This window comes from Marinobacter xestospongiae, from assembly GCF_023156385.1.
Classification (GTDB): domain Bacteria; phylum Pseudomonadota; class Gammaproteobacteria; order Pseudomonadales; family Oleiphilaceae; genus Marinobacter; species Marinobacter xestospongiae.
The window spans coordinates 24,372-47,601 of sequence record NZ_JAKZAK010000008.1 but is presented as its reverse complement, the minus strand read 5'-3'; the positions used below and the strand labels follow the sequence as shown (position 1 = coordinate 47,601).

Below are 23,230 nucleotides of genomic sequence, written 5' to 3'. Positions count from 1 at the left end.
CCGGTTACGCACGGATATAAGTGGTCTTGACCACGGTGTAGAACTCCCTGGCGTAGCTGCCCTGCTCCCGCGGACCGAAGCTGGAATCCTTTCGGCCACCAAATGGCACATGATAATCCGTGCCTGCGGTGGGCAGGTTGATCATCACACAACCGGTTTTTGCGCGGCGCTTGAAATCGTTGGCGTATTTCAGGGACGTGGTGCAGAGTCCGCCGGTGAGGCCGAAGTTGGTATCGTTCAATGTTGCCAATGCCTCCTCGTAGTCTTTCACCTTGATCACACAGGCGATCGGGGCAAAAGCCTCTTCTCGGTTGATTCGCATGTCATTGCTGGTATCAACAAACAGTGCCGGCTGCATGTAATAACCATCGGACTCTTCTGACAGCACCTCGCCGCCATAAGCCAGCGTGCCCCCTTCCTGCCTTGCCAGTGCCAGGTACTCCTGGTTCTGCGACAGCTGGCGGGCGTCTGCGACTGCGCCAATATGCACACCGTCTTTCAGAGGGTGACCAACCACAAGTTGCTTCATCCGCTCAACAACGGCCTCGACAAACCGGTCATGAATACCCTCTGTCACAATCAGCCGCGAAGACGCCGTGCACTTCTGGCCAGTGCCACCGAAGGCACCGTTAACCGCGCACTCGACCGCGTTGTCCAGATCGGCGTCATCCAATACCACCAGGGCGTTCTTACTGCCCATTTCAAGCTGACACTTGACCAGATTGGTGGCTGTCGCCGCCGCGACCTTGCGACCGGTCTCAAGAGACCCGGTGAAAGTAAGCGCATTGATGTCGCGGGAGTGGATCAGCACATCCCCAACCTGGGCCCCGGGCCCCATCACCAGATTGAATGTGCCGGCCGGTAAGTTCTGTCGGGCAATGATTTCGGTGAGCGCCCAGGCCGTAGCCGGTACCTGATTGGCTGGTTTCCAGATCACGGCATTCCCAAAAGCCAGGGCAGGAGCAATCTTCCAGGCTCCAGTGGCTGCCGGAAAATTCCAGGGCGTGATGATACCTACGACGCCGACCGGCTCACGGCGAGTTTCCACCTCTACGCCAATCCGAACCGAATCCGCGGTTTCACCCATCTGACGCAGTACTTCGGCGGCGTAATAGTGGAAAAACTGACCAGAGCGATAGATTTCCCCCACCCCCTCAGCCAGGGTTTTACCTTCCTCACGGGAAAGCAGACGACCCAGTTCGTCCTTACGGGATATCAGCTCATCACCTATGGCCATCAGCACCGAATAGCGTTGTTCCAATCCGCTGCGCTGCCACTCCTGCTGGCCCTGAATCGCCGCTGCAATGGCCGCCTCGGTCTGGGTGGCATCGGCCTGGGCATAATAGCCAATCACATCACTGATATCCGCCGGGCTGATATTGGCTACGGTACTGGCGCCATCAACCCATTCACCTGCGATGTAATTACGGAAAACTGAATCAGACATAATGACCTCCACCAAGTTGATGAAGTCATCTTAGGAGTGGCACGATAATAATAAAAATTAATAAATAATATCCTACGGTAAGCCATACTTATCAAAGAGTCATTGCCCCCAAAAACGTCGGAGGACCACCATGTCTCCAGAACTGAAAATTGCCCAGTTGCGCCATTTCGTTTGGGTGGCCGAACTCAAGGGTTTTCATGCCGCCGCCGAGAAGGCCCATCGAACCCAGCCTGCAATCTCGCTATCGATCAAGGACCTGGAACACAAGCTTGGCGAACCCCTATTCGAAAAGCGCAACGCCAAATCCAGCAATGCCGAACTGACACCCTACGGTCAGTACTTTTTGCCACAGGCGAAAGAGCTGATAGCACACCACGACCGCATCGCCCAGGACATGATGCTCCTGGCTGAGCACCGAACCGGGCATTTACGACTGGCGTCGGTGCCATCCATTGCCAGCCGGATGCTGCCGGAAATCCTGTCCCGGTTTATCGAGAATGCACCAGATCTGCACATCAGCTTCTACGATGACAATGCCTCCGCCGTGCTGCAGATGGTTGAAAACCGACAGGTCGACTTCGGCATCGCCAGTCTCTGGCAGGCCAATGAGCACAGTGACAAGTCGTTTATACCCGTGTGGGAGGACCAGGTGGGCGTTGTATGCCGCAGTGACCACCCGCTCGCGGATTGCGCGGAACTGAACTGGGAATCCCTCCGCGAACACAGGCTGATAGGCAATGGAACCTCCCGATTGCTGGAGGGCACTGAAGCTGAGCCCCTGCTGAGCGCACGACAATTCTACATCTCCAACATGATTTCCCTGGTAGCCATGCTGGAACAGGGCTTGGGCGTTACCACCCTCCCCTGGTTTGCGTTTCCCAGAGAGAGCCAGACCCTGTCGTTTATTCCACTGACCAAGCCCTCAGTGACACGACAGATCGGTATTGTCCGAATGAGCAATCGCTCACTGCCGCCAGCCGCCGAAGCATTAATCAACTTTATTCTTGATAACAGCCAGCACCCCTGCCCTGGCAAACCGGACAACCAGAGAGGCTCCGATTAACGCCGAATCGACTCTGCGCGATCTGAGGGCTGCCGAGACAAGGCGCGGTTCGACGCCAATGGCCGTCGCCCTTGACTGCGGGACTGCGACGCCGCAGGTGTAGTCCCCAGCGCGCCCTTCCAGAACCCCAGAAGTGATCGGGAGTTAACCGACCCTAAGAAAAAGTCATAGCTTCATCAGCAACAATAAGCTTAGCTTATCAACTGATAGCAGCTTTTGATTTGAGCATTGGTGATATTTTGACCCACCATTAACTCGATAAACGATCTGTCGACTTACTAGGGTCAAAACAATGACAACACCTGCCGCTATCGAGAGTTCACTGAGGGGAGACCACGCCCTCCCCCTACGCCCACCACACCAGGTCATGAACCTGGAGAGACTGGGCGCCATGCACCAGAGTCGCCTGAGCTTCATGCGGACGCTGATGCGCTGCATCATGCGGGAGCGCTGGCAGATTGAGCCCTCACGAATAGAGCTGGATTCGCAGGGCTACGGCAGCGTGATATACCGGATCAAGGCACCTCAGGGGCATTACAACTTTGTCGTCTTTTCCAACCAGTTAACGGACGAAGACCGCAATGACCGGGTCATTGCCACCAAATGGGACCTCACCATGGCCCTGGTGGAAGGCGACGTAGACGACGTATACCTGGAGAAGCTTCGACTGAACGTTCCCAAACAGGAGGCAGGCCGCGTCGATGCCCGGGTCTTCGTTCTGTCACGGGCAAACCGCAGCACCCGCAATTTCGACTATGTCGTCGACCAGTTGGCGAACGGCCATCAGCCCGATATCACCCAGATTACCCGGGTGGGTTATCTGTACCGTACCACCGCAGTCTACGGTAGCGGCAAGCTTGGTATGGCTGACTGGGACAAGGTGTCCAGCACCTATGGCGATTTCGCACGCCCGTTTGCCGCGGAGATGTTTGTTTGCCTGATGCTTCGTAACTTCAGTCTCATGCAGGCCGAGCACATTGCTTACCATCGCGCTCCCGACACTTTCGTCAAGATGGCGCCTGACATCAAACGCTACTTCGGTATAGGCAACTCAACGGGACTGGGCATGGCCCCCTACCTGGTCAACCATCCCCAGTTGATTAATCGGTGGATCGAGATGAGGGAGCTGGCGCTGGCTCGAGTTCGTGCACTCGGGCAGATCAATCAGCGGGTTCGGTGCAACCTTGATGACCTGATCGACCGCTGTATTCGGCACACACAGGAAACCAAGACAGAGGATGGTTGGCAAACAGACAACAACCGCCAGATACTGGCCGACCTGGCGGGTCTGGCTGCGTATGTATCAGAAAGCCTGACAACATGGGATGACCTGCTGCTTTGGAGTGAACGCAACTGCTCGGTTCAAAGCCAGGAACTGCTGGTATCCATTTTGCTGGAACTGTATCCGGAGTTGGTGGACGACCTGGAAGAGTACCACTGCACCGATGAGTTCCTCGACCTCGACCCCCTGATGCCGCTACACCGACTCAAATCGATCATCGAAACCCGCTATGCCTGGGCCCTGAACATAGACTTCGGTGCTGAAGGCGCACGTGAAACTTGCTGGTACCGGTCTGAAGAAAAGATGGAGCCACGCCTTGGCAGTATCGCTGACGTCAATGCACGCAAAAAGCAGATGGCGCTTGGCGTGGGTTGTGCTGTGCAGAAGTGCTACGTACAGCTTTGTGAGTATATGGCGGATTATCCGGACCACACCACAGCGCGCTTCATGGTTGCCCGTCCCAAAATGCGAGGTATCGTCCGCCGCATTCAGACCATGAACAAGTGCACTTACGGCGACATTCAGGCCAACCTGCTTGATCGGGATATGCTCCCCATTCACTTGCTGCGCTGCAAGCTCGCCTTTTTCGGTGTCAGCAAATTTGATCCACGGTCCCGGCTCTGGGTCCGCAACACCATGTTCCAGGGCGCACCGCTGCTCGAAGACATTGGCAAGATGTTTGACGACGACTGGTTCATGCCGTTGGCGCCCAGGCAGTAAGGAGAGACTCCATGCATATTTCAATGAATGAGCTGAAAGCCGGATTACGGCGTTGCCTTGAAGCCACGGGATACTTCGTCGGCAACTACGAGGATGCCGCCAACATGGTGCTCTGGCTAGAGAAACACGGACTCAACGGGCTTCAGGAGTTTGAGATGGCCCTGCCCTATATCGGCCATGATCGGGACAAACCATTGAGCAGCGTGGTCTACGAGGATAGCACATCCGCCATCATCGACAGTCACGACCGCAGCGCGCTCAACTGCATCGCCGCGTCTGTTGACCTGGCCCATGCCAAAGCCCTGGAGAGCGGTATTGCAACGATCACTGTGCACAATTGCCACAATCGCCGCTTCATTCTCAAGGCCCTGACAGACTGTGGTCGACGCGGCATCAGCGTGGCCGCATACTGGCGCAATGGCAGCCATACCGTGATGGAACACACCGCCGCCATCAGGGCCGGACAGCGTTATCCCAGCTACAGCGAGGCCAAGACAAGCCTGGATACAACCCCCGAAGATCACCAAGCCCTGACCATTATCTGCAGTTCCCGTGTGGATCTGACATCGTCGCTACAGGAATCTGATGGCAACCGGGAAGTTTTCACTATCTCGCCAGAGCAGGTTGCCCGCAATAAACGGAAAAGCATCCATCAGGGCCTATCTATCGATGAAGAACTCTGGTCACAGATCAATCGGATTGGTGCAGGGGTTCTGGTGGAGAACAGTGAGCACTCACGGCTGGGAGCGGGAGGACGCTAGATAACTAGATAAAGGGAAAGGAGAAAGGGGGCGAAAGAAACATACTTCCCACCCCCCCGTATTCTCCCTGCCTCCCCAAGAGGAGGCAGGGCATTCGACAACTAAAGATCAAACCGCCTTGGCAGCGATAATCTTCTCTTGCCACTCGACAGGACCAGTCTGGTGCACGGAGGTTCCCTTGGAATCCACCGCGACCGTTACCGGCATGTCTTCCACTTCGAACTCGTAGATCGCTTCCATGCCCAGCTCAGGGAAGGCAACCACTTCGGCGTTCTTGATCGCTTTGGACACCAGATACGCGGAGCCGCCCACGGCCATCAGGTAAACCGCGCCGAATTCCTTGATAGCGTCGATGGCTACCTGGCCGCGCTCGGCCTTGCCGATCATGCCAGTCAGGCCGGTCTTCTCGAGCATGGTGTGGGTGAACTTGTCCATCCGTGTCGCGGTGGTCGGGCCGGCTGGGCCAACGACTTCTTCACGCACCGGGTCGACCGGGCCGACGTAGTAGATGAAGCGTCCTTTCAGGTCCACCGGCAGTTCTTCACCGTTGGCAATCATGTCCACCATCTTCTTGTGGGCAGCGTCGCGGCCGGTGAGCATCTTGCCGGACAGCAGTACGGTTTCACCCGGCTGCCATTCTTTGACGTCTTCCGGTGTGACCGTGTCCAGGTTGACGCGGCGGACGTTGTCCCCCACTTCCCAGGTGATTTCCGGCCAGTCTTCCAGGCTCGGGGGCGTCTGCAGCGACGGACCGGTGCCATCCAGTACGAAGTGAGCGTGGCGGGTGGCCGCGCAGTTCGGGATGATCGCCACCGGCTTGTTGGCGGCGTGGGTGGGATAGTCCTTCACCTTCACGTCCAGAACGGTGGTCAGACCACCAAGGCCCTGGGCGCCGATGCCCAGATCGTTGACCTTTTCAAACAGCTCCAGACGCAGCTCTTCGGAGCGGTTGGACGCCCCACGTTCCTTCAGGTCGTGAATGTCGATCGGGTCCAGCAGGGCTTCCTTGGCCAGCTCCATCGCCTTCTCGGCGGTGCCGCCGATACCAATACCCAGCATACCCGGCGGACACCAGCCGGCGCCCATCTGCGGTACCATTTTCAGCACCCAGTCCACTACCGAGTCGGACGGGTTCAGCATTGCGAACTTGGACTTGGCCTCGGAACCACCGCCCTTGGCGGCAACATGAACCTCCACCTTGTCACCCGGCACCAGCTTGTAGTGGATGATGGCGGGGGTGTTGTCCTTGGTGTTGGCGCGAGCGCCGTCAGGATCTGCCAGCACGGACGCCCGCAGCACGTTATCCGGATGGGTGTAGGCCCGGCGGACGCCTTCGTTGATCACATCGTCCAGCGGCATGTCACATTCCCACTGCACATCCATACCAACATTGACAAAAACCGTCACGATACCGGTGTCCTGACAGATCGGCCGGTGGCCCATGGCACACATGCGCGAGTTGATCAGAATCTGCGCCATGGCATCTTTTGCCGCCTGGGACTCTTCTTTCTGGTAGGCCTCGTGCACAGCCTGGATGAAGTCTTTGGGATGGTAATAGGAAATGTACTGTAGCGCGTCCGCTACACTCTCGATCAGGTCGTCCTGGCGGATTACGGTCGTCATAGGCGTCTCATCAGGTTGAACATTCTGGTTATGGCGAGAGGCAACTGGGACCAGCCCAGCGGTGGTCCGGAGCCAGTTGTCGGAAAAACGGACGTCAAGTTTACCAGCCGCCCCGGCGTTTATACAGCAACCCACCCGTCGACCATCGGCGAACCACTGTTAGCCAGCTATCTACTTTGCACCGCTCTGGCAATTACGGTTAAATCAGACCGTGCCACCTTCCACGGATCTGAATCTGGATCTGTAGGTGCAAGCACCGAAAAACAACAATCAAGCTAATTACAACAACCGGAGACCACGGTGACCGATACCATTCTTACTGAGCAACAGGGCCAGGTTCTGGTCGTACGCATCAATCGCCCTGAGCGCCGCAACGCCCTCACCCACACCATGTACAGCGCCCTCGGCGATGCCCTGCAAAGACTGGAAGACGAGCCGGCACTGCGCTGCCTGCTGTTCACCGGTCAGTCCGACTGCTTCACCGCGGGTAATGATCTGGCGGAGTTTGCTGCCGGTATGCCCGGGGAGTTTGAACAAACCCCGGTGGGACGCTTCCTGATGTTGCTCGCCAATGCGTCCAAGCCCATCGTGGCGGCGGTTAACGGACCGGCCGTCGGGATTGGCACCACCATGCTGCTGCATTGCGATTTTGTCTACGCGGGCGACAATGCCCGTTTCCAGATGCCGTTCGTCAACCTGGGGCTGTGCCCGGAGGGCGCGTCCAGTCTGCTGTTACCTGCCTGGCTGGGCCGGGTGCGAGCATCCGAACTGCTGATGCTGGGAGATGCGTTCAACGCCGAGCGGGCCGATCAGTTGGGACTGATCAATGGCATCTGTTCGGCGCAAGACACCGAAGTCCGGGCCATCGCCACCTGCCAGGCGCTGGCCAGCAAGGCTCCGGAAGCCATCCGCGCCACCAAGGCACTGTTGAATCGGCCACAACGCCAGGCCGTTGAAAACACCCTTAAAACCGAAGGCAATCTGTTCAGCGAACGGCTGCGTTCGCCAGAAGCCGCCGAGGCGTTCCGGGCCTTTATGGAGAAGCGCCAGCCGGACTTCAGCCGATTCAGTTGAGCCGACCGGTCACCCCACCTCCGGCTCGACAAATACCTGACAAGCAACTACTTTCTTTGAAGTTGCCCCAGGGCAGTCGCCAGAGTGACAGGGAGCCCTCCCCCGGAAAGGACAGAATCACACTTTAGAGCGATCAACAGTATCCACCCAGTTTCGATATAGTCAGGCTGATAAATTATAAAGTGGCGTAACTTGCTGATTAGTACTTCAGACAAACAAGGCCACTGGCAACGGGCTTACCGGATGAGCAACACAGCCGGCCCCGCCAGTCGCCACCTATAACGACACAACAACAGGAAAAGGTTCCACCCATGTTCAAGAAAACCTTACTCAGTCTTGCCGTGGCATCTTCCGTTGGGTTGACCGGCTGTTTCAGCGACGGAACAACCGGAAAGAACGCCAATCCGGACTACCCAATTGAGAACCCCGACTTTGCAGGTAAGACCTGGCCAATTTTCAATCCGCTGACCAGTGAACTGCCGGTGCCGAACGACCTCCTCTTTGATTCCGAGCAGGGGGATGGAACCTTTGGCGTTGGCGACACCACGCCGCCGGTCACCACCGCGCTGAACGAGCTGTCCGGCGCTTCCACCGTCGCCCCGGCCGTGATTCAGTTCAACGGTCAGCTGGACCCCAGCACCGTCGTTTACGGCCAGACCGTGTTCCTGGTTGAGCTGGCCTATGCCAGTGGCGACCCGGTCCAGGGTCTGAGTAATCAGGAGCCACCTACCGTGGCCGGGCTGGCGACTGCCCGCGCCGATGTGGAAACCCTGAGCGGTACGTCCGCAATCCGCATCCTGCCGCTGAAACCGCTGAACCCACGCAAACGTTACGTTGCGGTGGTGACCAAGGGCGTTACCGACATCAACGGCGACCCGATCGTCTCCTCGCCGAGCTACACCAGCCTGACCGACCCTGACGGCGCTCTGGGCAACCCGGCACTGGCACCGGTCAAGGCGCTGATCAATGGCCTGTGGGAAGCAACGGCGCAAGGTTTCTTTGCCGCAGCCCAAATCCCGCTGACCGCTGACGACATTGCCATCAGTTACAGCTTCACCACTTCCAACGACGAAAAAGTGCTGCAGTACATTGCCGAGCCGGGTGCCTGGTTTGCCGACCAGCTGCTGACCTTCGTCAAGGTATCTGCCGCCAAGGCTGCAGTTGCTGGTGGCGCCCAGGGCTTCGACCAGGTTTCCGCCGCCGTCAACGGTGCACTGAACGCGTTCCCGAGCGATGGCATCAAGGCCGCTCTGGCACCGGCCTTTGACGTGCCTCCACCCCAGGGCTGTCAGGGCCTGAGTGGCGAGAACGCGATCAATTGTATCGCGCCGGGCATCGCCTCCCAGATTGCCGGCATCCTGCCAACACCGACGCCGGACAACCGCGACGCCAGCGACTTCAATCTGGGCACCCCGCAACCGGTCGCCATGGTGTCGGCCGTTGCCGGTTCCGTTTACAGCTCCTTCAAGGCACAGGTGGAAGCCGGTGGTGGCACCGCACCTGACGTGCTGGCGGTTCAGGGCACAGTTTCCCTGCCCTACTACTTGGGCACCTCCGGCCAGGACATCCTGGCGGACTCCTGGAAGGCCGACAACGTCATTGCCGCCGGCCTGAACGACCAGTTCAAGGATATCGGTCTGCAGATCCCGCACGCCGATCCGACCCGCACCACATCCGTCAACTACGTCTTCCCATTCCCCAAGAAAACGGCTGACGTTGACGTTCCGGTGCTGATCATTTACCCGCAGAGCAACGCCACCAAGGGCGTGGTGATGTACCAACACGGCATCACCACCGACCGTAGTGCGGCCCTGAGCTTCGGCACCGCCATGGCGACTCTTGGCTACACCGTGGTTGCCATTGATCAACCGGTACACGGTGTTGCTGCCTTCACCGCCGAAGAGCAGGATGCGCTGGCCGGCAAGCTGCTGACCAAGGCCGCTGCCGCCAATCCGGCCATCAGCAACGACGCCGAAACCCGCGCCGCCCTGATCGCCGGTACCTTCAAGGTTGGCGTCCTGATGCAGATCCAGGCACAGCTGGAAGCTGGCGGAGCGCCCGCTCCGGCTCTGGGCATCACCGATCCGACCGATCAGGCCCAGATCAACGCCGCGCTGCAATCCGTGCTGGCCGGCAACGCCGGTGCTGACGCCCAGACGGCTCTGGGTAGCGCCCTGTCGCTAGAGAACACCGTCGCCAACGCCGGCAGCACCGTTCCGGGCCTGGCACCGATGACCGGCAACGAACGCCACTTCGGCTTCTTTGCCCCACAACCCGGCTCACTGGCTGCCATCGACTATGACGCCGGTACCGGTGATTCCGGCAGCATGTTCATCAACCTGCTGAATTTCACCAACACCCGGGACAACATGCGCCAGAGCGCCGTCGATCAGATGAACCTGCGAGTGAGCCTGGCTGACCTGGATCTGGGACCACTGGGTGGTGCTGACCTGAGCAATGCCCGCTTCAACTTCGTCGGCCACTCCCTGGGTACCATCACGGGTGCGCCGTTCGTGTCAGCGGTTAACACCGATCAACTGCCGGCAGTTGTCACCAGCGGCGGTCCGGTACCATCCAGCTACAACAACATCGACGCCGTCACCATGCTGACGCCTGGCGGCGGTGTGGTTCGCCTGCTGGAGAACTCCCGCTCCTTCGCACCGCGCATCCTCGCGGGCCTGGGCCAAAACGGCCTGGCCCAGGGCGATGCCAGCCTGGAAGCCTTCCTGAACGTGTTCCAGGCCACCATCGACACCGCGGACCCGATCAACTTTGTCGACAACCTGGCAGCCTCCACCCCGGCCTACACCCAGTTTGAGGTTGAGGGTGACACAGTGATTCCGAACGCTGCTGATGAAGCTGTCTGGGGCATTCCGTCGCTGTCAGCGACCGTGCCAGGCTCTCAGAGCGGACTGCCGGTATCGGTGACCGTGAACAGCTTCAACGCGCCTCTGGCAGGTAGCCGCCCGCTGAGCATGATGTACGTGGACGGCGTCGCAGACGTCATGTACAACGCCATGACGCAGGCGAACTTCCCGGCCAGTGAAGGCGGTGATCCGCTGAGCCACGCCACACCGGTTTCCGGTGAGCCGGCTTCGGCCTTCGCCACCATGGTGCTCGGTGCCGATGCGACCTTTACGCCCTAACCGGGGCCAATCCAAAGGTTGACCAATCAAGCCCCCGCCACGCGGGGGCTTTTTTGTACCTGAAGAAAATCCCCCTCCCCTCCCCTCCCCTCCCCTCCCCTCCCCTCCCCTCCCCTCCCTGGCACAGGCACAGGCACAGGCACAGGCACAATCTTCGCGCCTTGCTCAGTGGCCAGCAACCTCCTCAGCAGTCTCCTCCACAGCAGGAAACCTCAGCCTCGATCTCCAGACACAAAAAACCCCGAGGGGTCGCCATGACCACAACGGGGTTATTGGGAAGCCGGCCCCGGCAAGGGCCGACAATAGTTATCAGCGGGTGCCGCTGACCTCCATGCGGCTGATCACATTGGCCTCGATCTCGGATTCATCCAGATACAGCTTGCGGAAATCCTTGTTGGAATACCGCTCAGCCTGATCAGTGAAGAACTCCGACATACGATCAGACGACTGGGAGTAGCTCACCAGACCGTAGGCCTGCGGGCCATTATCGGTGAATTCCAGACCAAAGTGCCAACTGGTGCCACGGGCAATCAGCCAGCCATCCACGCCGCCGGTGCCGTCTGACAGACCTGCGGTATTGGCAATGGTCGACGGGGCAATGCGTGGGAAGATGGTGTCTTCCGCCACGTTGTCGGTGACCACGCCAATGGCGTTGAAGGCACCGTCCACATTACCGTCGCCACCATGCCAGGGAATCGGCTGGGACTGGAACACCGGTGTGCCACCCGGAGGCACATCACCGGAAGGACGATAGTACTGCACCGCACCCAGTTGGGCGTCGGGCGCTATCCCCTGAGCCTCAAGTGCCTGCACCCCAGTGGCCAGTGCCTGCAACATCGCGTCGTTGGCCGTGCCTTTACCGGCAGCAGAAGGGCCTGCCGGCGTGTAAACCGGGTTGGCCGGATCGAAGGCCACGGTCAGATCGGCGTCAAACTGATTGCGATAGTTACCAATGAATACCCGGAAGATATGGGCACCGACGCTGTCCAGGTCATACAGACCATCCCAGGTCTGCAACGGTCCGCACCAGGGCGTTAGGTCAACACCGTTGACCGGCGTGGCACCGATCATGGTGCACCGTTCCCGCAGTTCCGGCAGGAATGCCTCGGCATACCAGGCCCGGTTGTTCCAGATCACACTGATCAGCTCCTGAGCACTGAACTTGCCGTCCTGCCCGGCGGGCGCCGGCGCGTCCGGGAAGCCCGAATCAGCAGGGTTCTGCAGCATTTTGATGCCCAGACGAGTACGCGGGTTGATCTCCGCTTCCTCGGCGCCATACAGCGGCGAATAGCCCGTCAGGAAGGCAGCCGGGTTGGTGGACCAGTAACTGCTGTTGGAGTTCTGGACCCAGTCACTGCGGACCAGCTTGGGCTTCTTCTCATACGGGGTCAGGCCGGCGCATTCGCCCTCGACCCAGTCATCCCTTGAGGTGCTGCCATCCAGCAGGGTCAGGCCAGCATCGAACAGTTGATTGTACTCAGGACTCAGCCCACGCTTGAACTCGATGACGCCCAACGCCTCTTCAGAGAGATGCGGTGCCGAGCTGCTATCGATGTAGAACGCGTTACCATCAGCATCGGCGTAGGTCGAGTTCACCCACAACGTGGTGCCACAGTTGCGGAACACATCCTGAAACTCGTTGAGGTTATTGGCACGGCTCATGCCCAGCCAGGTATCCAGCAGGCCACTGGTGTTCTCGTTGGCATCGCGGTAGGTGTACGCGGTGCCGGCTTCCCCCCACTTCGGCAGGCCGCCACTGGTGACCGCGTTGGCAGACAGCATCGGGCCGTACTCGGAGAAGTAGAAGGTACGCTCAACCGTCACCGGGTTGGGACCACCGGTGTTGACTTCAATCTGGAAGGTCTCGGAGGTGATCGGTTTCTCTTCACCGTCCTTGATGTAGGTGAGGTTGTCACCCGGCTTGAGCGTCAGCTCGTACATGGTGAAACGACGGCTGGTGGACACCGTGTGGGACCAGGCCAGGCGATCGTTGAAGTTGATCAGCGGTAGCGCCGTACCGAGCAGTCCGGCACCGTTGATGTGCAGGTAGTCAGGCACCGTCATCTGCACCTGATACAGCCGGCGATGGCCGGTGTAAGGGAAATGCGGGTTGGCCAGCAGCGCGCCGCGCCCCTGCTCGGTCAGATCGCCACCGACACCCCAGGCGTTACTGGCGAGACCGGTTTCCTGGTAATTGTCGCGGGATGACGCCAGAGCCCGGGCGCTGGCAGAGACATCCGGCAACGCCGTATCGCTCTTGGCGGCCATGACCGGGGTCGGCTGTGCTGCAGCCGGATCTTCACCGGGAATCGCGAGGAACACGGCGCCGGTGGAGAACAGCGCACCACTGGCGTACTGGCCAACGATGCGGTAATGGGCGAGCAGGTCGGTTGGCGCGATCTCTTTCACCCAGGGCTGGTCACGACACTCGGCCGGCAGGTCGGAAGGATCGGTATCGCTGACGTACTTGTTGTAGCCGGCGGTAAAGCCCTCCACCATCGCCTTGCTCTCATCGCTCAGCGTTGGGTACTCCGCTTCAGCGCCACTGAGGATCTTCTGGGCCTTGAAGCTGAAATCATTGATGATATTGATGTTGTCCGGGCCGGGGCCGAAGTACTTGGCACGCTCACTGCGAGCCTTGACGACCGCCTCAGCCAGCAAACAGACGTTATCCTGCGCCTGGACATAGCCATGTCCAAAAGCGGCGGACGCCAGGTCATTGGCGCGGATGTGTGGTACCCCATTGGTGGTTCGACGAATATCAGCCTGGTACTGGCCGTTGGACGGAAGCAGCGGGCCCTTGTCGACCGTGTTGTTGTCTCCGGAAGAGTCGCTGTCGCCATCAAAACAACCTGCCAGCATGACCGTGCCAATGGCCGCAGCCAACAGGCGGACCGTGGGACGCTGGCGACCGTCCTGGGCGGTTTTATATTTGTACTTCATGATGGTTTCCTTATCGTTATTGTGGACACGGCCCCGGTTCTCCTATTCGGGAAACCAGGGCCGTGTCATTGCAATGTACCAAAAGCCACCACAGAGTCGAAACCCATTGTCACGTCTGACTACATCTTGATCAGCCAGCCCCTGAATCATCACCCTCCGACGGCCACACCGACGGGTTGTCCGCCCCCAGGGTGCGTCCGATATAACGGCTCTGACAAGGCGTTGCGCTGAACTTGATCGGATGCCCCAACTGCCGTTGGACACCACCGTCCGGCCGGGCCACATCGATCACCATACCCCGGGCCTGAAGCTGCGGATGCTCAGCCGCCTCCGAGATGGTCAGGACCGGCTCCACGCAGGCGTCCTGGTCCGCAAAGATCTGCTCCCACTCAGCCAGAGACCGACCGGAAAACGCCTCCCGCAGTGCGGATTTGAGCTGCTGTTGATGTGTCGGGTTCTGGCTCAGCCCCAGGCTCTTCAGCTCGGGCTGGCCAATCACCTCGCACAGACGGGCGCAGAACTGGGGCTCCAGACTGCCCACCGAGATCCAGCGGTCATCGCCGGTGCGATAGTAATCGTAGAAGCTGCCACCGTTGAGCAGACCGCCCTCTGGCCGCTGTTCGGCACCGCCAGCGAGGCTGGCCGCCCCGGCCATGGCGTTAAGGGCAAAGGCCGCGTCGGTCATGCTGATGTCGATGAACTGGCCTTCGCCGGTCTGCTGACGGTGCACCACTGCCGCCAGAATCCCCATCACGGCGTGGTGGGAACCGCCGGCCACATCGGCAACCTGGATACCCAGCGGCGGCGGTCCGGCGTCCTGACGCCCACTGTGGCTGCTGACGCCGGCGAGGGCGAGGTAGTTGATGTCGTGGCCGGCGCGATCACGGTAGGGACCGGTCTGGCCATAGCCGGTAATGGCGCAGTAGATCAGCTTCGGGTTGACCGCTTTCAGTGCCTCATAGCCGAGTCCCAACCGGTCCATCACCCCCGGCCGGAACTGCTCCACCACAATGTCGTAATCCGCCACCAGGGCCCTGATGCGCTCCACGCTGCCCGGCGCTTTCAGGTTCAGCCCCACCGAACGCTTGCCCCGGTTAAGGTAGGTGTGAGCGGTGCTGACACCCCCATCATGGGGAGGCATCACCCGGGTCAGATCGAGCCGGTCCGGAGCTTCCACCCGAAGTACATCGGCCCCCATATCGGCAAGCATCATGGTGGCGTAGGGCCCTGGCAGCAGGGTACTGAAATCCAGTACTTTCAGATGATTCAGTGGACCGGTCATGGCATCTCCTTGTTGTTGTCCTGTCTGTTGGTGATGCTGCCGGGATTTCCCGCTCAGGCCAACCGCCGCTTGCATCATTCCAATTGGCCATTTCTACCAGCATGATGAGCATGGGCGTTGCCACAACACTTGCAATGATCGCCTGCCCACTTAAGATGATCGCCGACCAACCAACGCGTTACGGACATCGGCCGACGCCCGGCCGGACCCGCAGGGAACCCCATCATGACTGAGTTGACCGTCTCCCGACATTTTGTTGAGGCCGCCCTGAGTGGAGCCCGGAGGCAGGGCTACGATACCGACGCCATGCTGCGCCGGGCAGGCATTGCCCCGGAGCTGCTCCGCATTGAGAAAGCCCGGGTCAACAGCCAGCAGTACAGCCGGCTGATGCAGGTTATCTGGGGAGAGATGGCCGACGAGTTCATGGGCATGGGCTCACGGCGCTGTCGGCCCGGCACCTTCGCCACCATGTGCGCACTGGTGATCGACAGCGCGACCCTGGGTGAGGTATTCGAACGGGCGTACCAGTTCTCCAGGCTGTTTGACCCCACCATCTGTATGCGGCTGGAACAGACCGGAGACCAGGCACGGCTGGTGGCGGTGATTGAGGGGGATATTGACGATCCAACCTGTTTCCTGCGGGAAAGCCTGCTGGTCATCTGGCATCGGCTGGGGAGCTGGCTGATCGGCCAGCCAGTGGAACTGACCGGCGCAACCTTTGACTACTCGCGACCGCCCCATGGCGACGAGTACCGGCACATCTTTCATTGCCCGCTGGCGTTCGAGGCAGCCGACATCAGCCTCAGCTTTGACGCGCGCTTTCTGGCGGCACCGGTGATCCGCGACCGGCCCGAGATGCACCAGTTCCTCAAGACCTCCCCGGCGGACCTGCTGTCGCGACCGGATGAGAGCAACACCTACACCGGCCAGATCCGGGCGCTGATTGGCCGCGATCTGTCGCAACCGTTACCGGACTTCGAGTGGATTGCTGCAGAGCTGCACACCAGCCCGCAGACCCTGCGGCGACGGCTCAAGCAGGAAAATACCTCGTTTCAGGAGATCAAGGATCTGCTACGGCGGGATCTGGCGATCTATCTGCTGAGCCGGGAAGACCTGCCCATCAACGACATCGCCCATCGGGTCGGGTTCACCGAACCGTCGACCTTCCACCGGGCGTTCAAGAAATGGACCGGGGTCACCCCCGGTGCCTATCGGGAAGGTGAACGGGACGCCAGCCTCAAGCCGGATTCTGCATCGTCCTGATCAGCCGCCCCAGAGTCTGGGCGGCATTGCGGGCGTGATCCCGATCGGTGCCCAGTTGCATCAGCCGCGCGCCGTCCCTTGGATCATAGATCCAGCAGGCCTTGTTCAGCGGCTCGCAGTCCCAGCGTACCAGCGGGCTGACACCATAGACTGACAGCACCTCGGTGGACACCTGACGGCGATCTCCCGCATCGGCCAGCCGGGACTCCTGGATGCGGATCTGGCCATCACCCACCGATACCCGGTACTCGATATCCGCCGGCCGGTCCGCACGCACGATGCGGTGATCGTCCCGCCAGCCATTCAGCGCCAGCAGACTGTTCAGGTGCATCGCCAGGGCGCCGGTGTCCGAATCGGCAAGATACAGCTTGCGCAGGGAGTCCACCGTTTCTTCAGAGGCCGGCTCAATCACTGCCACCGGCTCGCCATCCGCAGGCTGGCCGTTGACACCGTTACCATTGCTGCGCTGCTGGCGTTCGATACGGGTGATCATCTCCAGGGCCTTGTCGTAGTAGGCACCGTCATTCCCGGCGGACGACACATACTGCTCCAGCGCGGAGCGGGCCTCGTTGAAATGGCCACCTTCCAGCATCACCTGGCCGCGATAGAACATGTAAGCCGGCGGCTTGTTGGCCTGAAGCACCTGCAGGCGATTGAGATACTCGCCAGCGTCGCCCCAACGTTCGTCCGCCACCGCAGCCTCAGTGGCCAGCATCAGCCGCCGCACTTCATGCTCTGGTGCCAGCGCCTGGACGCCGGACGCCGCTGTCATGGCGGCTACCGCCATCACCACCCGGGCCGGACGGAAGAAAACCCGTGCGATTGATTGAATTGCTGCCATACCGCGTTCCTCACTGAATTCCTGAAATCACTTCTCACTGATCGCCGCCGAGGTCACTGCCCCGTCGCCGTCGTCAACGGCAGGCTGTCCAGCCAGCTCCGTCCCTGTGCCATCCTCCTCGTCCGTGGCCAGTTCCGCCTGGTCAAGAATGGATTTCGGTAACTCTTTTTTAACACGAACCCCAAGATCGACAAAACGGGTGGCCTGGGACACCAGATTACCGCGCCCCCGGGTCAGCGTGTTCATGGCGCCATCAAAGGTGCCCTGAACCGTCTGCAGCTGGGAGCCAAGCTTTTCCATCGATTCCACAAACACCCGCAGCTTGTCGTAAACCGAGCTGGCGCGGTCCGCAATCCGCCGCGCGTTCTGGCTTTGCCGCTCATAGCGCCAGATGTTCTCAATGGTACGCAGGGTCGCCAACAGGGTGGTCGGGGTCACCACAATAATCTTGCGCTCAAAGGCCTCGGCAAAGAGGTTTTCGTCCTCCTGGAAGGCCGCCACAAACGCCGGTTCAATAGGCATGAACAGCAGCACAAAGTCGGGGGAATGCAAGCCGTTGAGCTGGCTGTAATCCTTCTCACTGAGGCCGCGAATGTGGTTCCGCACCGCCTCACAGTGGGCTTTGAGTGCGGCGGCCCGGGGCTCATCCTCGTCCTCACTGATCCATTGCTGATAGGCCACCAGCGAGACCTTGGAATCCACCACCAGGTTGCGGCTGTCCGGCAAATGTACGATGACGTCCGGACGCAACAGGTTGCCATGCTCATCCCGGTAGCTGCCCTGGGTCTCGTACTCTATGCCCTTGCGCAGACCGGAACGCTCCAGCACCCGCTCCAGTATCAGCTCCCCCCAGTTGCCCTGAATTTTCTTGTCGCCCTTGAGGGCCCGGGTCAGGTTGGCCGCTTCCTCGGTAATCTGGCGGTTCAGCTCCTGCAGCGACTTGATCTCGCTGCGCAACGCCTGGCGATCCTTGGTTTCGGTGGTGTAAACGTCTTCCACCCGCTTGCGGAAATCCTGTAGCTGGTCCCGGAAGGGGTTCAGCAGGGTATCGAGGTTACTGCGGGTCTGCTCACTGAAACGCTCGTTCTTCTGCTCGAAGATGCGGTTGGCCAGGTTCTCGAACTCCTGCTTGAGGGCATCCCGGTTTCGCTCCAGCAGTTCCAGCTTTTCCTGGGCCGCACGTCGCTCGCGCTCAATGACCACCTCGTTCTCACGCAACTGCACCCGTGCGTCCTGGAGATCGCGGCCGGTCTGCTCCAGCCGCCGGGCCTGCTCCTCACGCTCGTGCTGCAGCTGCGCCAGGCGATCGCCGGCAGCCCGGCTTTCGGCATCCGCCGCCGCCAGGCGGTTCTCCAGGGCCATCGCCTGGCGGCGGGCCTGATCGAGTGTCTGACGTTGCTGCTCACAGTCGTCAGCCAGGGCGTCACAACGGACTTCCAGCTGTTCCTCACGCTGGCGTTCCAGCGCCAGGGCATGCTCAAGCTCGGTGACCTGCTGCCGGTATTGGTCATGCTCCCGGCTCAGCGCTGCCAATGCTTTTTTCTGTCGCAGCGCGGTGACGGCCAATAGCAATGACAGCCCCGCCAGGATCGCCAGAGTGGACCAGACCCAGCCCGGGGATGCCAGGAACGACTGCAACATTTCAGACACTTGCACAAACCTCTTCACTGAACAGAAAACAAACCAAGGGGACTCCGGCGAGGAAGATCCTATCGCGACAGTCTAACGTATCCCTTTCTAGCAGGGGACATTTCCCGGGAACTGTGCGCTTCGTCTGACTACCTCAGGGCACAGGTCGCAGATTCAACGACTTGAACGGGAAAGCGGTTGACTTGATCCGCGCCGGGTTGGACGCTGCCTACAGTATGGGCTAGACATTGAAATAGGCTTTTCGTCATGGATTGACGAGACGTCGACACATCAGGACAACGGGATCGGGGATGCTCAAAGAACTCTGGCGCAAGACACTGGGACACCCAGCCCTGTCGGCCAAGCATTCTGACAAGGCAACCAAGGTACGGTTACTGCCACACCTGACGCACACCGGCGAGTTCCACCTCGACCGGCTCACCAGGCTGCTGAAGGACCGCTATAACCTGGACCAGGAACCACAGGGCGATGACGCCATTCGTCAGCTGATACGTTACGCGGCCCGAATCCAGGATCAGGACGTGCAACGGGAGTTGTTGCTGTTCTACCTCAACTGCTCGCCGGTGATCCAGGATTATCTCCGGTCTGGCGACATTCTGGGCGACGACCACTTTCTGGTCCGCAACGACCGAGACGACGATCGCTGACGCCCTGATTTGCGCCGGCAACGGTGACCCAAATCGATGCGGCTTTCACCTTAACCATCCGTAAAACAACAGGCTCCGTAGCTGAGGTATACTCCGCGGCAAACGACCGGAGCCCCGAAAAATGGCTATCCGGCCCACGCATGCATGACGACAGCGGGATCGAGCCCAGACACATCGGCCAGCTGCAAATTCAGAGGTTTTGAATGGACGCTCGCATTTTTCCGGGCAAGGCATCGGTGGCCTGTCTGCTGGCCGCCATGACACTGGCAGGTTGCGCCAACGATCGCTATTACCTGGTGTCCAACAACGATATCCGGGACCTGGACACCACCCTGCAAACGCAAAAGATCGGTTTGCAGACGCTGCTGATGTCTTCCGCCCAGCAACACGACACCCTGCTTCGCCAGAACCGCCTGGCGACCGACACCGTGCTTGCCGCCATCGACGAACGGGTCAAACCACCGGTGTGTCCGCCGCCGCCCAAGCCTGCCGCCTGCCATCCGGACCAGTCTGCGGTAACCGCCGAGCGAGAGGGTTATGCCAACCGACTGGCCGGCAAGCTGGTGGTGGGTGAGCGTGAGAAATTTCTGTTGATCGATCCCCAGTTCACCTTCACCGCTCGCATCGACAGTGGTGCCGAAACGTCATCCCTGGACGCCCGCAATATCCAGCGTTTCGAACGCGATGGCCAGAACTGGGTACGCTTCGACATTCCCAACCCGGAGCAGGACGGCGAGCTGTACACGCTCGAGCGGGAGATCGCCCGGAACGTTCGAATCATCCAGTCCAATGAGGAGGATTACGAACGCCGCCCGGTGGTGGAGCTGCAGTTTGCCATCGGCAATCATCGCCAAAAGGCGGAGTTCACCCTGTCCAACCGTGAACACATGAGCCACACCGTGCTGATCGGCCGTAACATCCTTCGCGACGTCATGCTGATCGACGTTGGCAAGGAATTCGCCACCGAACTGCCGACGTCCCTGACCAATGGCGAGGATGACCCGTCTTGACCTCCCGCGCGCCCTTTTACTTCGCCCTGTTTGTACTGATCACCGCCGGACTTGCTCTGGCGGTTTTGCGTCATGTGGAGTTGGGCATTCCGTGGCTTCCCGGCGAACAGCGTCCGGTTTGGCTGGTGGAAGCCCGAGTTGATTTCCAGGCCCAGCAGGAACCCGTGCTGGCGAGCCTGAACATTCCGGACCAGCCCCCCGGTTTCCTGCTGCTGTCGGAGCAGGCCGCGTCTCCCGGCTACGGCTTCTCCATCGTTGAGCATGACGGCAATCGCCGGGCCGAATGGTCCAAACGCTTCGCCGAAGGGCCTCAAACGCTCTACTTCAAGGCCCAACTGATTCCCGACACCGTTGGCGATGACACCCCCAGCGGGCCGGCACCGGTGGCCAAGCCGGTGTTCTGGGAAGAGCCCCAGGCCACGGCGGTCCGGGAAGTCCTGCAACAGGCCCGCAGCAAGTCGTCCAACCCGGAGAGTCTCACACGCGAGCTGATCAAGCTGATGCAGCCAGAGACGCCGGAGCAGAACACCACCCTGCTCACCTCTGGTACCAATTACGTCAGCCTGCTAGAGCGCATGCTCAATCACGCCGGCATTCCCGCCCGCATCGCCGACGGTCTGCAACTGGAGGATGCCCGCCGGCGCCAGACCCTCAAGCCGTTCCTGCAGATCTACAATGGCGAACGCTGGCTGACATTCAACCCCCACACCGGCGCCCAGGGCCTGCCTGAACATGTAGTGCTGTGGCGCCAGACAGCGGTCTCTCTGCTGGACGTGATGGGCGGCAGCGACTCCCAGGTCACCTTCTCGATGCTGCGCCAGACCGTGCCGGCCCTACAACTGGCCAGGGTCGAGGCAAACGACAACGGTCTCGGCTTCCTCAGCCTCTACCAGCTGCCCATCGAAGAACAGAGCATGTTTCGGATGTTGCTGTTGCTACCCATTGGCGCCCTGGTGGTCGCGTTTATGCGGATTGTCATCGGCATCCGCACCTCGGGCACCTTCATGCCGGTCCTGATCGCCGTCGCCTTTGTGCAGACCTCTCTGGTGCCGGGGCTGATCGCGTTCATAGCGGTGGTGTGCCTCGGCCTGCTGATGCGGGGCTATCTGTCCGCCCTCAACCTGCTGCTGGTATCGCGCATATCGGCGCTGATCATCCTGGTGATCTTCATCACCACCGGGCTCAGCATCGTGGGCTACCAGATGGGCTTCAACACCGGCATGACGGTGACCTTCTTCCCGATGATCATCCTGGCCTGGACCATCGAGCGGATGTCCATCCTCTGGGAGGAAGAAGGCGCACGGGAAGTTCTGATCCAGGGCTTCGGCTCGCTGTTCGTTGCGGTTGTGGCCTACCTGGCCATGAGCGCACCGCTGGCAAGCCATCTCACCTTCAATTTCCCGGAACTGCACCTGGTGGTATTGGGCCTGATCCTGCTGCTGGGACAGTACACCGGCTACAAACTCAGCGAACTCAGGCGCTTCCATCCCATGAAGGCCTATGAGCCATGAGCTGGATCTCACCGTTTCGCCTGCAACGCGCCGGCATGCTCAGCATGAACCGGCGCAACGTGGACTACATTGGGCGCTACAACGACCGCGCCTCCTACCCGCTGGTGGACAACAAGCTCAAGACCAAGCTGATTGCCGCCGAGTACGACGTGAGCACCCCCCAGCTGCTGCAGGTCGTACGCCAGCAACATGAGATCTCCCATTTCCGGGAACTGGTGGATGAGCTGGACGGCTTTGCCATCAAGCCAGCCAAGGGGTCCGGCGGCAAGGGTATTACCGTGATCACCCGGCGCGACGGCGATCAGTACGTCAAGGCCTCCGGCGCCAAGGTCACCCTGGCCACGCTGGAGCGGCACCTGTCCAACATCCTCGCCGGGCTCTACTCTCTTGGGGGCACCCCGGATGTGGCGATTGTCGAAGACCTGGTGCAGCCGTCCGCCAGTCTGGCGGACTACTCCTTTCAGGGCGTGCCGGACATCCGCATCGTGGTGTTCCAGGGCTACCCGGTGATGGCGATGCTGCGCTTAGCCACCCGGGATTCCGATGGCAAAGCCAACCTCCACCAGGGCGCGGTCGGCGTCGGCCTGGATATCGGCACCGGCCACAGCCTCAATGCGGTGCAGTTCAACAAGGCCATCCACCTGCACCCGGACACCGGCCTCAATCTCGCCAACATCGCCATCGAAGACTGGCAACAGATGCTGTTGATGGCGTCCCGCTGTTACGAGGCCACCAACCTTGGCTACATGGGGGTCGACTTGGTGGTGGATGCCCAGAAAGGGCCGCTATTGCTGGAACTCAATGCCCGCCCGGGCCTCGCCATCCAGATGGCCAACGGTCGCGGCCTGCTGACCCGCCTGAAAGCCGTGGAGCGCCTGAAGCGACCGCACTTTACACCCGAAGGCCGGGTCGCCTTTGCCATGGAGACTTTCGCCCAGCCTGTCCAACAGGCGTGAGACCGCAGAGC

The 23,230-nt window shown here is 60.3% G+C and carries 16 protein-coding genes; 10 read left to right on the top strand and 6 right to left on the bottom strand.

All coding sequences use genetic code 11. The annotated features are described in order from the left end of the window. Positions 1 to 4: 4 nt before the first annotated feature. Entirely contained in the window at positions 5 to 1,447 is a 1,443-nt protein-coding gene (locus tag MLD24_RS07590) for an aldehyde dehydrogenase family protein (RefSeq protein ID WP_248165828.1), read from the bottom strand. Positions 1,448 to 1,577: 130 nt separating this feature from the next. On the opposite strand from MLD24_RS07590, the gene MLD24_RS07585 reads away from it, so the two are divergent. The 3 genes from MLD24_RS07585 to MLD24_RS07575 all read left to right on the top strand — a co-directional run bounded on the left by MLD24_RS07585 (position 1,578) and on the right by MLD24_RS07575 (position 5,273). After that, positions 1,578 to 2,510 carry a LysR family transcriptional regulator gene (locus MLD24_RS07585; RefSeq protein WP_248165826.1) on the top strand — a complete coding sequence of 311 codons (933 nt, stop codon included), beginning with the start codon at positions 1,578 to 1,580 and terminating at the stop codon, positions 2,508 to 2,510. 367 nt (positions 2,511 to 2,877) lie between these two features. After that, positions 2,878 to 4,512 carry a hypothetical protein gene (locus MLD24_RS07580; protein WP_248165823.1) on the top strand — a complete coding sequence of 545 codons (1,635 nt, stop codon included), beginning with the start codon at positions 2,878 to 2,880 and terminating at the stop codon, positions 4,510 to 4,512. A gap of 11 nt (positions 4,513 to 4,523) precedes the next feature. Then, on the top strand, positions 4,524 to 5,273 hold the full coding sequence (locus MLD24_RS07575) for a DUF3726 domain-containing protein (RefSeq protein WP_248165821.1): 750 nt from the start codon (positions 4,524 to 4,526) through the stop codon (positions 5,271 to 5,273). Positions 5,274 to 5,381: 108 nt separating this feature from the next. Here MLD24_RS07575 and MLD24_RS07570 read toward each other — a convergent pair whose 3' ends face one another. Continuing rightward, positions 5,382 to 6,896, bottom strand: a complete 1,515-nt coding sequence (locus MLD24_RS07570; protein ID WP_248165820.1) for a fumarate hydratase — start codon at positions 6,894 to 6,896, stop codon at positions 5,382 to 5,384. Positions 6,897 to 7,196: 300 nt separating this feature from the next. Here MLD24_RS07570 and MLD24_RS07565 point away from each other — a divergent pair, with 300 nt between their 5' ends. Together MLD24_RS07565 and MLD24_RS07560 are read left to right on the top strand one after the other, a co-directional pair. After that, positions 7,197 to 7,970, top strand: coding sequence for an enoyl-CoA hydratase (locus MLD24_RS07565; RefSeq protein WP_248165818.1), 774 nt, complete (start codon positions 7,197 to 7,199; stop codon positions 7,968 to 7,970). A gap of 311 nt (positions 7,971 to 8,281) precedes the next feature. Then, on the top strand, positions 8,282 to 11,116 hold the full coding sequence (locus MLD24_RS07560) for a hypothetical protein (RefSeq protein WP_248165816.1): 2,835 nt from the start codon (positions 8,282 to 8,284) through the stop codon (positions 11,114 to 11,116). 309 nt (positions 11,117 to 11,425) lie between these two features. Here MLD24_RS07560 and MLD24_RS07555 read toward each other — a convergent pair whose 3' ends face one another. Beyond that, positions 11,426 to 14,059, bottom strand: a complete 2,634-nt coding sequence (locus MLD24_RS07555) for a penicillin acylase family protein (RefSeq protein ID WP_248165814.1) — start codon at positions 14,057 to 14,059, stop codon at positions 11,426 to 11,428. A gap of 130 nt (positions 14,060 to 14,189) precedes the next feature. After that, positions 14,190 to 15,341, bottom strand: coding sequence for a CaiB/BaiF CoA transferase family protein (locus tag MLD24_RS07550; protein WP_248165806.1), 1,152 nt, complete (start codon positions 15,339 to 15,341; stop codon positions 14,190 to 14,192). A 225-nt stretch (positions 15,342 to 15,566) separates the two neighbouring features. On the opposite strand from MLD24_RS07550, the gene MLD24_RS07545 reads away from it, so the two are divergent. Continuing rightward, positions 15,567 to 16,604: an AraC family transcriptional regulator gene (locus MLD24_RS07545; protein WP_248165804.1), complete on the top strand. Its 1,038-nt coding sequence runs from the start codon at positions 15,567 to 15,569 to the stop codon at positions 16,602 to 16,604. Here the strand turns inward: MLD24_RS07545 and MLD24_RS07540 are convergent. Both MLD24_RS07540 and MLD24_RS07535 read right to left on the bottom strand, forming a co-directional pair. Continuing rightward, positions 16,579 to 17,445 (bottom strand): hypothetical protein, encoded by an 867-nt coding sequence (locus MLD24_RS07540; protein ID WP_248165803.1) that lies wholly within the window; start codon positions 17,443 to 17,445, stop codon positions 16,579 to 16,581. The genes MLD24_RS07545 and MLD24_RS07540 overlap by 26 nt on opposite strands. A 27-nt stretch (positions 17,446 to 17,472) precedes the next feature. Further along, a complete protein-coding gene (locus MLD24_RS07535) occupies positions 17,473 to 18,807 on the bottom strand; it encodes a DNA recombination protein RmuC (RefSeq protein ID WP_248166014.1) in 1,335 nt (444 codons plus the stop codon). Positions 18,808 to 19,385: 578 nt separating this feature from the next. Here MLD24_RS07535 and MLD24_RS07530 point away from each other — a divergent pair. The 4 genes from MLD24_RS07530 (at position 19,386) to MLD24_RS07515 (ending at position 23,219) form a co-directional block, all read left to right on the top strand. Beyond that, complete coding sequence (locus MLD24_RS07530) at positions 19,386 to 19,742, top strand: hypothetical protein (protein WP_227175383.1); 357 nt, start codon at positions 19,386 to 19,388, stop codon at positions 19,740 to 19,742. Positions 19,743 to 19,945: 203 nt separating this feature from the next. After that, positions 19,946 to 20,752 (top strand): ATP-dependent zinc protease family protein, encoded by an 807-nt coding sequence (locus MLD24_RS07525; protein WP_248165802.1) that lies wholly within the window; start codon positions 19,946 to 19,948, stop codon positions 20,750 to 20,752. Further along, positions 20,749 to 22,263, top strand: coding sequence for an inactive transglutaminase family protein (locus MLD24_RS07520; protein ID WP_248165801.1), 1,515 nt, complete (start codon positions 20,749 to 20,751; stop codon positions 22,261 to 22,263). The genes MLD24_RS07525 and MLD24_RS07520 overlap by 4 nt, the downstream gene beginning before the upstream one ends. Next, positions 22,260 to 23,219 (top strand): alpha-L-glutamate ligase-like protein, encoded by a 960-nt coding sequence (locus tag MLD24_RS07515; RefSeq protein ID WP_248165800.1) that lies wholly within the window; start codon positions 22,260 to 22,262, stop codon positions 23,217 to 23,219. The genes MLD24_RS07520 and MLD24_RS07515 overlap by 4 nt, the downstream gene beginning before the upstream one ends. The last annotated feature ends 11 nt before the right edge of the window (positions 23,220 to 23,230 follow it).